Origin of the sequence: uncultured Sphingomonas sp., from assembly GCF_936927845.1 — a bacterium.
Lineage (GTDB): Bacteria > Pseudomonadota > Alphaproteobacteria > Sphingomonadales > Sphingomonadaceae > Sphingomonas.
This window is the reverse complement of sequence record NZ_CAKZHV010000021.1, coordinates 1-14,987: the sequence shown is the minus strand read 5'-3', so window position 1 is coordinate 14,987 and position 14,987 is coordinate 1. Positions and strand designations below refer to the sequence as shown.

The 14,987-nt window shown below is 62.5% G+C and carries 15 protein-coding genes; 13 read left to right on the top strand and 2 right to left on the bottom strand.

Features of this window, described 5'->3' with window-relative positions:
- Nucleotides 1-41 precede the first annotated feature (41 nt).
- The 13 genes from Q0579_RS02970 (at nt 42) to Q0579_RS02910 (ending at nt 11,938) form a co-directional block, all read left to right on the top strand.
- Entirely contained in the window at nt 42-530 is a 489-nt protein-coding gene (locus tag Q0579_RS02970) for a polyketide cyclase (protein WP_076718599.1), read from the top strand.
- Nucleotides 527-895, top strand: a complete 369-nt coding sequence (locus Q0579_RS02965; protein WP_076718522.1) for a hypothetical protein — start codon at nt 527-529, stop codon at nt 893-895. The genes Q0579_RS02970 and Q0579_RS02965 overlap by 4 nt, the downstream gene beginning before the upstream one ends.
- A gap of 67 nt (nt 896-962) precedes the next feature.
- Nucleotides 963-1,304, top strand: coding sequence for a flagellar hook-basal body complex protein FliE (fliE, locus tag Q0579_RS02960; RefSeq protein ID WP_076718597.1), 342 nt, complete (start codon nt 963-965; stop codon nt 1,302-1,304).
- Nucleotides 1,305-1,334: 30 nt separating this feature from the next.
- Nucleotides 1,335-2,222 carry a bestrophin family ion channel gene (locus tag Q0579_RS02955; RefSeq protein ID WP_184106159.1) on the top strand — a complete coding sequence of 296 codons (888 nt, stop codon included), beginning with the start codon at nt 1,335-1,337 and terminating at the stop codon, nt 2,220-2,222.
- Nucleotides 2,219-2,614 (top strand): hypothetical protein, encoded by a 396-nt coding sequence (locus Q0579_RS02950; RefSeq protein WP_237243630.1) that lies wholly within the window; start codon nt 2,219-2,221, stop codon nt 2,612-2,614. The genes Q0579_RS02955 and Q0579_RS02950 overlap by 4 nt, the downstream gene beginning before the upstream one ends.
- Before the next feature lie 190 nt (nt 2,615-2,804).
- Nucleotides 2,805-5,303 (top strand): heavy metal translocating P-type ATPase, encoded by a 2,499-nt coding sequence (locus Q0579_RS02945; protein ID WP_184106160.1) that lies wholly within the window; start codon nt 2,805-2,807, stop codon nt 5,301-5,303.
- A 116-nt stretch (nt 5,304-5,419) separates the two neighbouring features.
- A complete protein-coding gene (locus Q0579_RS02940; RefSeq protein ID WP_076718514.1) occupies nt 5,420-6,040 on the top strand; it encodes a DedA family protein in 621 nt (206 codons plus the stop codon).
- 565 nt (nt 6,041-6,605) lie between these two features.
- Entirely contained in the window at nt 6,606-7,292 is a 687-nt protein-coding gene (locus tag Q0579_RS02935; RefSeq protein ID WP_076718511.1) for a ZIP family metal transporter, read from the top strand.
- A 73-nt stretch (nt 7,293-7,365) separates the two neighbouring features.
- On the top strand, nt 7,366-7,731 hold the full coding sequence (locus Q0579_RS02930) for a DUF305 domain-containing protein (RefSeq protein WP_206362710.1): 366 nt from the start codon (nt 7,366-7,368) through the stop codon (nt 7,729-7,731).
- Nucleotides 7,728-8,687, top strand: coding sequence for a cation diffusion facilitator family transporter (locus Q0579_RS02925; RefSeq protein WP_298808925.1), 960 nt, complete (start codon nt 7,728-7,730; stop codon nt 8,685-8,687). Before Q0579_RS02930 ends, Q0579_RS02925 begins: the two co-directional genes overlap by 4 nt.
- A 29-nt stretch (nt 8,688-8,716) precedes the next feature.
- Nucleotides 8,717-9,058, top strand: coding sequence for a zf-TFIIB domain-containing protein (locus Q0579_RS02920; RefSeq protein ID WP_184106161.1), 342 nt, complete (start codon nt 8,717-8,719; stop codon nt 9,056-9,058).
- 175 nt (nt 9,059-9,233) lie between these two features.
- Nucleotides 9,234-10,325 (top strand): inositol-3-phosphate synthase, encoded by a 1,092-nt coding sequence (locus Q0579_RS02915; protein WP_076718508.1) that lies wholly within the window; start codon nt 9,234-9,236, stop codon nt 10,323-10,325.
- Nucleotides 10,326-10,366: 41 nt separating this feature from the next.
- A complete protein-coding gene (locus Q0579_RS02910; protein WP_240456345.1) occupies nt 10,367-11,938 on the top strand; it encodes a mechanosensitive ion channel family protein in 1,572 nt (523 codons plus the stop codon).
- Nucleotides 11,939-12,219: 281 nt separating this feature from the next.
- On the opposite strand, the gene Q0579_RS02905 is transcribed toward Q0579_RS02910, so the two are convergent.
- Both Q0579_RS02905 and Q0579_RS02900 read right to left on the bottom strand, forming a co-directional pair.
- Nucleotides 12,220-13,038, bottom strand: coding sequence for a hypothetical protein (locus Q0579_RS02905; protein ID WP_298808916.1), 819 nt, complete (start codon nt 13,036-13,038; stop codon nt 12,220-12,222).
- A complete protein-coding gene (locus Q0579_RS02900) occupies nt 12,954-13,463 on the bottom strand; it encodes a disulfide bond formation protein B (protein ID WP_083706812.1) in 510 nt (169 codons plus the stop codon). Before Q0579_RS02900 ends, Q0579_RS02905 begins: the two co-directional genes overlap by 85 nt.
- Nucleotides 13,464-14,987 lie beyond the last annotated feature (1,524 nt).

Genomic DNA, 14,987 nt, shown 5'->3' with positions numbered 1-14,987 from the left:
CCTCGTCGTGCCGCCCTCCCATATCGATGATGGGGATACCCATGCCGGAGATCACGATTTCCCGAGTTTTCCATGGTCCGCCGCTGCGGATCTGGTCCGCGCTGATAGAGCCCGAGCACCGTCAAGCCTGGAGGCCGATGATCCAGCTCGACGATGCCAGCCAGGTCGGCGAAACCCAGTGCACGTTCGCCTTCCCGGGCTGGTCACGGTCCGTCCGTTCACCCGCCGAGGTCGACCGCCTGGACAAGCCCCGGGCTTTCGCCTGGTCGTGCGGCATTTCTCACGTGTTCATGATCGAGGAGCGCTTCGAACTCCAGGGTGACGACGGCGGCACCACGGTGTCGCACAGCTGCGTCCTCCGGGGCCTGCTCTCGCTCCCAATCGCCGCAATGGTTCTGCGTCGTCTGCGCGTACTGATGATCGAGGCCGACGACCGACTTGCGGCCTACCTTCACTGGCGCGCCGGACAGGCGGTCCGCGGAGCCGACCGGCGCCGCATAGCGCAGCACTATCGAAGGAAGGTACGATGATTGGCATCAGGATCGTCGCGATGGTCGGCTTCGTGGTCCTGACCGGCTGCTCGAAGCCCGCGCCCAGCGACCCGCCCACCCAGCAGGAGGTTCATTCCGCCGACAGCGGGGTGTCGACCGGGCAACTCGGCCGTCACCGCTATCGCTGCGACGACGGAAGCAGGCTGCTGATCGACTACAAGGACGATGGACTGCGGCTCGACTTGCGCGACGGGAACGACACTCCTCCCCGGATACTCAGCGCGCCCACGCAAAGGCTGCAATATGTCGGCGACGGCATCACGGCGACGTTCTCCGGTAAGCAGCTGACGATCATCGAGGGCACGAGCCGAACCCGGACCTGCGTCCAGGAGGGCAGCAAGTGACCCGGTCGTACCAACGGTGCGGTTCGGCCGGAACACGTCCGCGCAGACGTCAGCGGAGGGCGTGACGATGTCCGATCCGACAATCTCGAACGTCATGGCGATCCGCGCAGACATGATCGCGCGCAGTCGAGCGCTTCGCGAAGCGCAGGCGAACATGGCGCCCGGCGCAGTGCCGGGCGTCCCCTCGTCCAGTTTCGCGCAGACGCTCGACGGCGTCGTGGCGAAGGTGAATGAGACGCAGCAGCGGGAAGACGTCGCCACCGAGGCCTACGAGCGCGGCGAGACGAACGACATCGCGACCGTCGCGCTCATCCAGAACCGTGCAAGTGTCGCGTTCGAAGCGACGCTTCAGGTCCGCAACAAACTTCTGTCCGCATACAAAGACATCATGAACATGCCGCTCGGCTGAAGCCGAAGCATGCTGGAGCAATGAATATTTATGATTGTGGGCGCCACGCCACGATTTCGGCAGATCATGTTTGAGGTATGGAAGCCGCTGACGATCCTCTTCGTATGGGATGTCGCGGTCACCGCCTTCCACTTCATGACGCCGATCAAGGAGCCGCCGCTTCCGACGGCGTTATTCGGCACCGCGATCGCGCTGTTCATGGGGTTCCGAACCAACGCCGCCTATGCGCGCTGGTGGGAGGCGCGGACGCTGTGGGGCGCGCTTATCAACGCGTCACGCTCTCTGTCCAGATTCACTCTCAGCCTTTCAGCCGCAAGCAACACGGGTAATGACCTTCATCGAGATGTAATTCGCCGCCAGATCGCCTTCGCCAATGCGCTCCGCTGCCAACTTCGCAAGGAATCTGTCCGTGGCGAGATTGATCGTTCTGCTGGTGTGTTGCTGGCTGAAGCCACCGCTTACGAAAGCAATCCCGCTAATGCGATTTTGAATAGTATATCTCTTGTCTTTGCGAATGAACTATCTGCGGGTCGCATAGACACGATTCAGCAGGCAACTGTAGAACGCATCCTTATAGACATCGCCAATGCCCAAGGCGGGATGGAGCGTATCAAAAATACGCCACTACCAAATGGATTTCGATTCTTTCCAAATCTATTCACAAGGATATTCTGCCTTCTCTTGCCAGTTGCGCTAGTTGAGTCGCTTGGTGTCGCGACGCCAATTGGATCAACATTGATAGGCCTTATATTTTTGGCAGTATTGAGCATTGGAGACGATTTAACTGATCCGTTTGCAAATTCCGTCCATGATGTACCGCTCACAGCAATGTGCAGGACAATCGAAATCAATCTATTAGAGGCCGCTAGGCTAGAGGCTCCTGCGCCAATAACTCCAGTAGGTGGAGTTCTATGGTGAGCGGTATACGTAACGGATTGCCAAAATCAGCTTTAAGACTCGCGACGTTCTTGCCGCTGGCAGTTTCGGCTTTGGCACTATCTTCCTGCGATGGTGGCTCCGATAGGTCAATGGTTGGGCCCCATAATGCAAGTACGGTGCCTGGGTTTCTCGGTCAGCGCATTGTCTATTGCGATGATGGGTCGCGTGCCGATGTCGACTATCTTGTTGACGGGTTGCAAATGGCAGTAACCTGGCTGCCGCATGGCAAAACACAGATTTTGCGAGCAAATCGCACAGGAGAGGAATTTCGAAGTCGCCATTTAAAAGCGATTGTTGCCGGCAAATCAATCGCATTCACCTTTTCAAATAAAAGAATACGTGCCTGTCATCCAATTGAGGAGGGTGGCTAACGCTCATTATTGAATATTTAGTGCTGTCAATACGTATCTATAGCCTAGGCATGATCAACGCTAAACTAGGAGAGCTATGACTTTTCTCTAGCTTTTTATACGTCAACGTCTGCTTCGTACTTACCGCCGCAACATACGGGATATGCCGCTTTGCCCGCATCCGACCAAAGACCAACGTTGGGAGACCGTCATGAACGACAAGCTCGAACTCGACATTCCGATGCTGCTGCCCGACCTGCCCGATGCCGCCGACGCCTGCCTGGATCGCCTCGTCTCCACCCTGACGACGCGCGACGGTGTCGAAAAGGCCCACGTCATCACGGTCGACGGTGACGCCCCTGCAGCACTGTGCATCCATTTTGACGCCGCCAAGCTGCCGCTGCCGCGTCTGCGCGAGATGGTACGTGCGGCAGGCGCCGAGATCACCGAACGCTACGGCCATTCCATCTGGCAGGTGACGGGGATCACGCACGAACGCCGGGCACGCACCGTCGGCGACACGCTCGGCGCGATGCCCGGCGTTGTCCAGGCGAGCGCGAGCACCAGCGGAACGATCCGCGTCGAATACGATCGCCAGCGGACGGACGAGGACGAAATCCGTGCGTCGCTTCGCAAGCTCAAGGTAGGTCTCGGTGAACGGATCGCATCCGACGATCATGCCGGACACGATCACGGGACGGGCGACCAAACGAGGGAGGAGGAGCATGGCCCAGGCGACGGGCACGATCATTCGCACGCCGAGTTTCTAGGGCCAAACACCGAGTTGATCTTCGCTCTCGCCTGCGGTGCGCTGCTCGGGATCGGCTACGGCATCGAGAAGCTTATGCCCGACGCGGCGCAATGGCTGCCGACCGCCTGCTTCGTCGCGGCCTATTTCTTCGGCGGCTTCTTCACGCTCCGCGAAGCGATCGACAACCTGCGCCTCCGCAGGTTCGAGATCGACACCCTGATGCTGGTCGCCGCGGCCGGTGCTGCGGCCCTTGGCGCTTGGGCGGAAGGCGCGCTGCTGCTCTTCCTCTTCAGTTTCGGTCACGCGCTCGAGCATTATGCCATGGGTCGTGCCAAGAAGGCCATCGAGGCGCTTGCGAAGCTCGCGCCGGAGATCGCGACCGTCCGGCGGGACGGTCAGAAAAGCGAGATACCCGTCGAACAGCTGGTGATCGGCGATGTCGCGATCGTTCGGCCAAACGAACGCTTGCCCGCAGACGGCTTCATCATCAAGGGCTCCAGCGCGATCGACCAGGCTCCCGTCACCGGCGAGAGCATCCCGGTCGACAAGGTTCCCGTCGCCGATGCCGTAACCGCTCGTGCCAAGCCGGACGCGGTGAGTGCCGAAAGCCGGGTGTTCGCCGGTACGATCAATGGCGGGAGCGCGATCGAGATCGAGGTGACGCGCCGCTCCAACGAGAGTGCACTCGCCAAGGTCGTGAAAATGGTCAGCGAGGCGGAAACGCAGAAATCTCCGACGCAGCGGTTCACCGATCGCTTCGAGCGGGTGTTCGTGCCTGCCGTCCTCGCACTCGCCTTTCTCCTCCTGTTCGCCTGGGTCGTCGTCGACGAGCCGTTCCGCGACAGCTTCTACCGGGCGATGGCCGTGCTGGTGGCGGCAAGCCCTTGCGCGCTGGCGATCGCGACGCCGAGTGCGGTGCTTTCCGGCGTCGCGCGAGCGGCGCGGGGCGGCGTGCTGGTCAAGGGCGGCGCGCCGCTCGAGAACCTCGGATCGTTGAAGGCGATCGCCTTCGATAAGACGGGCACATTGACCGAGGGGCGGCCACGCATCACCGATGTCGTGGTAGTCGACGCTGCCGACGAGAACGAGCTACTGGCACTCGCCGTCGCGGTCGAGGCGCTCAGCGACCACCCGCTTGCGCAGGCGATCGTCAAGGACGGCCGCGAACGACTGGGCGCACGCGAACTTCCCGAAGCCGGAGACCTCAAGAGCCTCACCGGCCGCGGCGTCACCGCAACGGTCGGGGACGAGACAGTGTGGATCGGGAAGGCCGAGATGTTCGGCAAGGAAGGCATTCCGGCGCTTGGCCAAGAGGCATCGAGTGCCATTGCAACACTGCGCGAGAGCGGCCGCACCACGATGGTCGTGCGGATGGGAGACAGAGATCTCGGCGCTATCGGTCTCATGGACACGCCGCGCGAAGCTGCAAGGACCGCGTTGCGTCGTCTGCACGACATGGGTGTGTCGCGAATGATCATGATCTCCGGCGACCATCAAAAGGTCGCCGAGGCGATCGCGCGGGACGTCGGGATCGACGAAGCTTGGGGCGATCTGATGCCCGAGGACAAGGTGGCCGCAATCAAGAAGCTGGCAGGCGAGGACAAGGTCGCGATGGTCGGCGATGGAGTCAACGATGCACCTGCCATGGCGAGTGCGACCGTCGGCATCGCGATGGGCGCGGCGGGCTCGGACGTTGCTCTGGAAACCGCAGACGTGGCGCTGATGGCCGACGACCTGGCGCACCTGCCGTTCGCGGTCGGCCTCAGTAGGCACACGCGAGGGGTAATCCGCCAGAACGTCTTCGTCAGCCTGGGCGTCGTCGGCTTCCTCGTGCCGGCAACCATCCTGGGACTCGGCATCGGACCCGCGGTGGCGGTGCACGAGGGATCGACCTTGCTGGTCGTCGTCAACGCCTTGAGGCTGCTAGCCTACCGCGATCCGACCGGTAGGGCAGGATGACGGTGGAAGCCGTGAGAACGCCCACGTCTGAAAAGACAGTTGCGTGCAGCAGCCTGGGGATGTTGCTCGAGCATCGTCTTCGGCTGCGCCCGCGACGCTCGGGGATCTGAATCACAATGTTCGACATCATACTGGATGTACTTTCCTCCTTGGGAGGTTTCGGCGTTTTTTTGCTGATGCTTTTGGAGAACGTCTTTCCGCCGATCCCGTCGGAGGTGCTCCTGCCGCTCTGCGGCTATGTCGCCACGCGAGGTGAAATCGGCGTGCCAGCCGTCATCGTCGCCGGCACGCTCGGATCGGGTGTCGGTGCGCTCCTGTGGTACTATGCCGGTCGCTGGGTCGGCGTCGATCGCCTGAAGCGCTTCGCCGCCTCGCACGGCCGCTGGCTGACACTGACCCCAAGCGAGATCGATCGGGTTGACCGCTGGTTCGATCGGCGCGGGCGCTGGGCGGTGCTGTTCGGACGCATGATCCCGGGCATCCGCACGCTGATATCCGTGCCGGCCGGCGTCAGCGGAATGCCGCTCGTACCGTTTCTCGTTGCGACGTTCGCAGGATCCGCAATCTGGACGAGCGTCCTGGTGGTGGCCGGCTTCCGATTGGGCACCCGGTATCGGCAGGTGGCCGACCTCATCGAGCCCACCAGCAACGCCGTGATCGTTGCCGCCTTCATCTGGTACGCCTGGAGGGTCGCAACGTTCGATCCATCGAGGGGGGGCACTGATGGCCCTCAGTAATCTTCGCGCGCGTCGATCCATTCGGGCCCAGGCCCGCTCGGATCGCACCCGGATCCGTTCTTCGGCGGGCGCCTTGAGTGGCCGTGCGATCGCCCTGCCTGTCCTGCGGACCATCACAGGGCAGAAGCGTTGCCTGACCACACGATGAAGACGCTTCAGCTTCTCGCCGCTCTTCTTCCGGCCGGCCTGTGGCTCCTGGCAGCCAACCTGCTTGTACGCACGACGCGCCTTGGCAGAACCTACAGGCTGATCTCCACCCCGCATGTGCTCGTGCTGATCCGATGGATCGGAATGTTCCATCGCATCGGATTCGCGACATGGAGGCGCCGCGGAGGGAAGTGGCACTGGTCCTCACAACCAGGGCCGATCGCATGATTGTGAGGATCCGAACGTCGGCATACCGACCGGCATCGACCGCATCGTGGGAGCGACGATACGCTGCGAAGACGCCGAAGCGCCGCAGCGGTCAGAGCACGATCCGACTTCGGACGATTGGCGACGGAAGGCCGTCCCGACCGACCGGGCGAAGCCGATCGCGCGGACATTCGCGTTTGGGAGTACTGCCATGCTGGCACTGAACTACACCATCATCCCGACCATCGCGGTCATTCTGGGCGCGATTGCCGCGGTCGTGCGACGTCCCGGTGCCGCCTTCACCAGCGCCATGCAGCATCTCGCGGCCGGCGTCGTGTTCGCCGCGGCGGCGACAGAGATCCTTCCGCAGGTCAAGCATGAGGCGAGCCCGACCGCGACGTTGATCGGCGGGGCCGCCGGTGTGGCGGTCATGCTCGCGCTCAAGGGCTTCGAGGAACGCTTCGAAGGTCCCGCCGCGCTGCTGGGCGCGATCGGGATCGATCTGCTCATCGACGGCCTCGTGTTGGGACTGGCATTCGTCGCCGGCGCCAAGGCCGGCATCCTGCTGACGGTCGCGCTGACGCTCGAGGTGCTGTTCCTCGGCGTGACGCTCACGACGGAACTCGGTGAGACCATGCGCTCCAGGCTGCGGGTCGTGCTGACGGTCGCAGGCCTCGCCCTTCTGCTTCCGATCGGATCACTGGCCGCGCTGCCGGTGGCCACACTGTCACCCGTGGTGATCGCTGGCTTTCTGAGCTTCGGCCTCATGGCGCTCCTCTATCTGGTCACCGAGGAGCTGCTGGTCGAGGCGCACGAGAAGCCAGACAGTCCACTCATCAGCGCCTTCTTCTTCATCGGCTTTCTCGCGCTGCTCGCGCTTGAGGAGATCGCCGGATGAACCACTTCGATCCCGATCGGCGCCCTGCGCCCACCCATCCGAAAGGAGAGACGACATGCCCACGATGAAGAGAATGCTGGCGGTCGCGGCCGTCGCCGCGACCGCGTCGGTGAGCGCGCGACCGGTCGCGCAGACCATGCCGCACGGACGGCACCCGCGACCGGCCGCACCGACAGGTTCTCCCGCGACGCGGGCGTATCGCGCAGCCAACGCCAAGATGCACGGCGTCATGGACATTCGGTTCACCGGGGATGCCGATGTCGACTTCATGCGTGCGATGATCCCGCACCACGAAGGCGCGATCGCGATGGCGGAGGTCGAGCTGAGATACGGCCGCGATCCCGAGGTGCGGAAGCTCGCACGGGAGGTGGTCATGGCGCAGCGGGCTGAGATCTCGCGGATGCGCATCTGGCTCGCGAAGCGGGAGGCCGGCAAGTGAGCGCCGACCACAACCACGGTGCCGAAGCGCACGATGTCGCCGAAGGTCACGGGCACAGCCATGGTGCGGGCGGTCACAACCATGCGGCCGGCGCCAACGCCAAGATGCTGAGCTGGGCGCTCGCGCTGACCTTCACCTACTTCATCGCGGAGGTGGTCGGCGGCTTCGTCTTCAACAGCCTGGCGCTCCTCTCGGACGCCGCCCACATGATGACCGACGTGATGGCGCTGGTGATCGCGCTACTAGCTATAAAGCTGGGCCAGAAACCGGCCGACGACAAGCGGACGTTCGGGTATCGTCGTTTCGAAATCCTCGCTGCGGCCTTCAATGCTGTGCTGCTGTTCGGCGTAGCGATCTACGTCTTCGTCGAGGCGATCAAGCGCTTCAACACCCCACAGGAGGTTCAATCCTGGGGCATGCTGATCGTCGCGACGATCGGACTCGTCGTGAACATCGTGTCGATGCGGTTGCTGATGGCGGGTAAGGAAGGCAGCTTCAACGTCAAGGGCGCCTATCTGGAGGTTTGGGCCGACATGATTGGCTCCGTCGGCGTCATCGCCGGCGCTCTCACCATCCGCTTCACGGGTTGGACCTGGGTCGACCCAATCGTAGCGGTCGGCATCGGCCTGTGGGTCCTGCCGCGTACGTGGATCCTGCTGCGCGACACCAGCAACGTCCTACTCGAAGGCGTTCCGGGCGGCCTCAAGCTCAGCGAGGTTCGCACCGCCATCGCCGGCGTGCGCGGCGTCGCCGACCTTCATGACCTGCATGTCTGGTCGATGAGCAACGACGAGGTGAACTGTACGGTCCACCTCGTACTCGATCGCGGTGCCGACGTCGATGGGACGCGCGCGGCCGTTCAGGCGCTTCTGCGAGACCGATACGAGATCGGACACAGCACGATCCAGACTGAGGTTTCGGGACGCGATTGCGCCGAACAGGGCATCCATCCTTGAGCCTCACGGACGAACCTCAAGGGCAGGCCATGAACGACATCCCATCGTCATCGCAGCGCCGTGCCGGCGCTATGCTGGATCCCGGACGTCAGCTCGGACTGCTGACCGCCGACCGCCGGGGGGGCGAGCTCGACTATCGCACCCGCTGCCGAGGCGTCTGGTTCGACCCGAGCAGACTCGACAAGGTCACCGCGCGAAATCCCGCCTCCGCTGGCATTGATGGTCCGCGGGACAGCCCGCATCCCACCAGCGCCCGCTTCCCTGCCCGGGGGCCTGAAACCAGACCGAAGAGCACGCCCGGCATTCGCGGCGCTGGCCGCCATGAGCGAAGTCGACGAGGGGGCTTGATCGACGGCCTCTTCAACCACTGAAAAGCAAGGTGACGAAGAGCCGTCGCTTGCAAGCAGCATTCAAGCCGACGTGATCAAGGGCGCCGCCAATCCAGGCGGCGTCCTCGGCATGATAAGAGCGATGTCCACGCAGGCGTCACGCATGGATGCTCACCATCGATAAAGCCGAGCTACGGCTGCATACCGGAGTGAATTCGTGAAACTCACCAACATCGCCATCGTCGGCATTGGCAACTGCGCGAGCTCGCTCGTCCAGGGGCTGGAGCATTATCGCGAAGGCACCAACGACGCGGCCGGCCTGATGCACTGGGAAGTCGGCGGCTATGAACCCTCCGACATCAAGGTCGTCGCCGCCTGGGACGTGGATGCGCGCAAGGTCGGCAAGGACGTCGCCGAGGCGATCTTCGCCAAGCCCAATTGCACCGCGGTGTTCGCCGCCACCATCCCGTTGACCGGCACGGTGGTGAAGATGGGCGCGGTGCTGGACGGCGTCGCCGACCATATGAGCGAATACAAGGACGACCGTACCTTCGTCGTCGCCAACGACACCCAGCCGACCAAGGAAGAGGTGGTCGCCGAACTGAAGCGTTCGGGCACCGACGTGCTGATGAACTACCTGCCGGTCGGCAGCCAGGAGGCGACCGAATTCTACGCCGAATGCGCGCTGGAAGCGGGCGTCGCCTTCGTCAACAACATCCCGGTCTTCATCGCCTCCAACCCCGAATGGGCGAAGCGCTTCGAGGATGCCGGCGTCGCGATCATCGGCGACGACATCAAGGCGCAGCTGGGCGCGACGATCGTCCACCGCGTGCTGACCGACCTGTTCGCCAAGCGCGGCGTGAAGCTGGACCGCACCTACCAGCTCAACACCGGCGGCAACACCGACTTCCTCAACATGTCCAACCACCGTCGCCTCGCATCCAAGAAGGTGTCGAAGACGGAAGCCGTGCAGTCTGTCGCGGCCAAGCGGCTGGAGGACGACAACGTCCATATCGGCCCGTCCGATTACGTGCCGTGGCAGAACGACAACAAGGTGTGCTTCCTGCGCATGGAAGGCCAGCTGTTCGGCGGCGTGCCGATGAACCTGGAACTGCGTCTGTCGGTTGAGGATTCGCCCAACAGCGCCGGTGTCGCGATCGACATGATCCGTTGCGCCGCGATCGCCAAGGACCGCGGCATCGCTGGCGTGATCGACCCCGCATCCGCCTATTTCTGCAAGCATCCGCGAACCCAAATGACCGACGACCTCGCCCAGATCGCGGTCGAGAACTTCATCGCAGGCGCATGAGGCCATCGATGCTTCGTATATCACGCCTGCACTTGATCGGCATGGTGCTCCTCGCGGGCGCCGTGCCGGGTCGGGCACAGTCGCAGGCCGCCCCGAAAGCCGGCGCGTCCGCGTCGTCCACAAAGCCCCCGACCGACATCTATGGCCGCGACACGCCGCGAGGCACCGTCTCAGGTCTTCTTTCCGCAATGGCCGAGCGCGATTACAGTCGGGCCGGCCGCTACTTCGAAGCCAAGGCGGACGTTCGCCGTCTGACGGAGGAGCTTCAGTCCGTATTGGATCGGAGCGGTGCGATCGATCCGTTCGTTTCGCTGTCCAACGACCCGCAGGGAAATCTAGAGGACGGTCTCGGCGCCAACATCGAACGGGTAGGAAGCCTCTCGAGAACAGGTGACGTTCCCATACTCCTTACGCGTGGCGGAACGGCAACGGCCGGCAACGTCTGGCGTGTGGCGCTGAAGACCAGCATCGCCGCACGGCGGCTGCACGAGCATAGGAACACCGGCAAAGGCGGGCAACCGATCGAAATCGGGGGCGCCGCGGTCGGGGACTGGTCGACCCTGCTCGGCCTCGCGTCGCTCGTCTTCCTTGGCTTCTACGTGGTCAGCGCCGGGATCCTCTTCGTGATGAGGCGCACGATCCACGATCACGAAAGGAGCAGGACCTATCGTGTGGCCCAGGCGGCGATGCCGCCGGTAAGCCTGTTCGGGGCGACCCTGCTGTTCCAGCTATGGGCGGGATCGCTGCCGGTCTCCATCATCGCACGGCAGATCCTGCTGCGGTACCTGGGTGTTTTCGCCTGGATCGCGCTGGCGTGGTTCTTCGCCCGCATGATCGATGCGGTGGCACAGCTCAGCATCAATCGGCTCAAGGGGCTGGAACGACGGCAAGCGGTGTCCGTGATCAGTCTCGTCCGTCGCGCTGCGAAGCTCGTCCTGCTGTTCATCGCGGTCGTGGCCGTCCTCGACACGTTCGGGATCGACGTCACGACGGGGGTCGCCGCATTGGGCATCGGCGGCATCGCCTTGGCTCTCGGGGCGCAGAAGACGGTCGAGAACCTGGTCGGCAGCGTGACGTTGATCGCAGACAAACCCGTGCAGGTCGGCGATTTCTGCAAGGTCGGTGACGTGGTAGGCACGGTGGAGGACGTCGGCATACGTTCCACTCGCATCCGCACCTTGGAGCGGACCGTGGTGACCATTCCAAACGGAGATTTCTCGGCGCGACAGATCGAAAACTTCGCTCGACGGGACTCCTTCCTATTCAATCCGATCATCAGGTTGGAGCACGGGATCAGGTCCGACAAGCTGCTCGCGACCCTCCACATGATGACGGAAATCTTGGAGGCGAACGAACATATCATCAAGCCGGGCGCGCGGGCGCGCCTGAAGGACATTAATCTGAGCTCCGTAGACATAGAAATCTTCTCCTACATCAAGGCCGAGGACTTCGACGAGAGCTTGATCATCCGACAGGATTTGCTCTTGAAGATCCATGCCAGCTTGGAGAAGGCTAAGGTTCCGATAGCCTACGCCACGCAGACCGTTCACCTGAAGCATGTGGATACCGACTCGGACGACGTGCCTGCGGAAGTCTCGCCGATTATAACCTGAACCTGGGACTTGCGCAGGGTGCGGGAGCGTGTTCGTCGAAGAAAGGTGCATCTAATGCGATGATGCAGGTCTTACCTGCGCTGCATCATCAGAAGCCACAGGTCCTCTCATACATGCGATGGCGTTCGATCCGGCTCATGCCAGTGAAACCATTCTTAGCGGATTTGCATCTTTCCCCTGCCGATCCGCAATTGAGGTTTGGACACGGCGGATCCTCATCAATAGCTCGTCAATCGACGGAGGCGCTGCGCGCTTCGGTTTCCCACGCGCAGCGCCTCGGCTCACGGCAACCTGACTGTCGCCAGTCCCGAGTTGCCCGTTCGGCCGTTCACGGCGTTGACGTAGATCTTCGCCTTCCAGGCTCGCGGTAGGGTGATGCGCCCACTGAACGTCCCAGGCGCCGCGGTGAACGCAAGCGGCGCGCTCGCCAGTTCGTGGCGCCCGCTCCAGATGCTCGCAGTGACGGCGTAATCGGCGGATGGCCAAGGTCCATCGGGAGTTATCGGGCAGCCGCACATCAGCTCGACCTTGGCCGTGATCAAAACCGATCGGCCCTGCGTCGATATGGTGGGCGTGATCGCGAGCCCCGGTAGCTCGACAAGCCAGCCATTGCCTGCCGTCACCGGCACGCCTGGGACGATCCAGCGCTGCGATCTCACGCTGATGCTGGATCGAGGACGACCTATGGGGCCCTCCACCTCAAGGTCAACGAGCGTCGGCTCGCCGAGATCGAGAGTGACCTTGTAGGATGCGGCATCGGCAAGCGCGATCGAAGGGCTGCGTCGAGACGCCTCCATGATCCGCTCCGTGTCGCCCGTCCCGCCCCTTGTGACACCGCGTGCGAGCACCCTGCCCGATTTCACCTCGCGCAGCGTGATGGATGCTCCTCCCGTGTGATCGCCGACGAACTTCCCGTCCTGGCTGATCACCCGCACGACGATCTGCGTCGGCTCGGCCGCCGCAGGCGCGACCATCAAGAGCCATGCGATGCATGCCACCGTCGACTTCAGCATGATCAGGCCCTCTCCGTCCGAAGCGTCTGCCTCGCCGAGACCTCGAAGATGATCCCGAGCTGAAAGGACATGATCACGATGGCGCACGACGAGAGAATCGTCGAGTCGAACCAGATCGGATCATGAAGCTTGAACGTCCCTTTGAACATCGCGAGCCAGCCGCCATTGAAGTTCTGCATCATGCCGACGCCCAACCCGAGCGTGGCAACAGCGACTGCGGCATACCGGAGGAAGAACCGATTGCCGTACGGGAGAAGCAGAATCAGTATCCCCAGGATACCGATCGCCGAACGTTGGACTCGACAGAACGGACAGGCGTAGGTCGCCTGTGTGAGATCTAACGTCCAAGTGGCGACGCTGATCAGGATCGATACGAGCCCTGCCAGGAGCAGGAAGCGTTTGGTGCTGATGGCTGCGAGCGTTGTCTCGCTGTGACGTTGGCTGAGCATGAAGGTATGTTCCTCGCTTAGGTCGAGTCTGGTCGCGCGCCATCCGCTGACCGGAGGCGTCATGCGACCTTTCGAATCTTCCATCGGTCATGGAATTATGGTTGGAGGCGGCGGACGCAGAGGATGCCGCCTGACCGATGCCTAGCGGGTCGAGGGTGGTCCCCGTAGTGGAGGACGAAGACGTGGAGGTGCCGGCACAGTGCTTCGTACGGCGTGGAAGATCGACGTCTTGATGATGAAAGCGAGGGCGGCAGTCAGTAGGACCGGATCGACCGCCGAGCAGATCGAGGTGTCCGTGGCGGAGACCCAGCACGGTGACGCAGGGCGGATGGTTTCGGAGCCGTCGCGCGTGTCCGTCGACGCACCCGGAACCTGAACGAGGGTCACCAGCGGACCAGAGCTCGTGCAAACCGCCATGACCACGTGGTTGCCCGCCCTCTCCGGCATGAAGCCGCTCGGGACGACGAGTCTTGCTGCGATCGCGAGCACCGCGAACCATATCGCCAGATGGCGCGAACATGGTTGTTGGAGCATACCCATGATGACGGGGTACATGACGTTCGACGCCGTGTCATGCAGGTTATGGGCTTTCGACCGGAGAGTTGGTGCTTGATGCCGCGAGCGTGATCACACCGACGACCAGCGGCGCGACACGTACGTCTCGCCCCATCCATCCGGGGAGCGGCCAAACCTTCAAATGTCCGGGATCCACAGGTAGTCCGATGGTGTGCCCTTCGCGAGGAACACGGGCCCGCCGGCACCGAGGTCGTTCGGTGCGGTAGCCCCAGCGCCCGCCTTGAAACGCATCGACGCCGCTACCGCGCGGATCGCGACGCGAGGCTCGGCTTCCGCGACCAACGGTGTGCCACGTGACACACCGCGGGCTACTGGCGAGAAAGAAATCGATCCCGTCTTACGGGTCGACGATGATCGGCCGCATCGGATCTATGGATCGGTGCGTATGGTCTTTTATAGCTAGCTCGTCGCATGCAAAACGCACCAAAATTGAGAGTGGTACTTTTGAACCTATAGCACACGGAAAGTGTACCGAGACCCGGTAGTGCTATACGGGTATACCCAAAAGGTACTAGCCTATTTTGCGGCTTTCGCCTGAGCGGGCTGACCTCGAAACGGCGAGAGTGTCTCAACCTCCGACCATTGATACAGTCGTAGTCCGGTGGAGGTGAGAATCGCTATCTTAGTGGAGTCCTGAGCAACGATAGGACCGATTACAGGCTTCGCCATTTTAGTAGACCTAAGACTAAAGCAGCTCGAAATGCAGGAGGTAAGGAGGGATTGACGAACAGTGTCGGCCTTCGACCGGCCGTATGTGTCGGCGATCGGTGTCAGTACGCCCATGGCAAGCACGGGTAACGCCATGACAGAAACAGCGAAAGTCCCCCTTCTACGGGTGTTTCCCCTTGTGGCCCAATCTCCGAGCTTCGAGGCATGGCTATCAAAGAAACCTACAATCCGGTCTCCGATAATGAGCCTATTTCCGACAAGGGCGATTGTCATAATAAGAGATAATATGTCAATCGGCGTCCAAAAAGGACCCCCTATCGGCGTCCAAAAGGGACCCCCTTC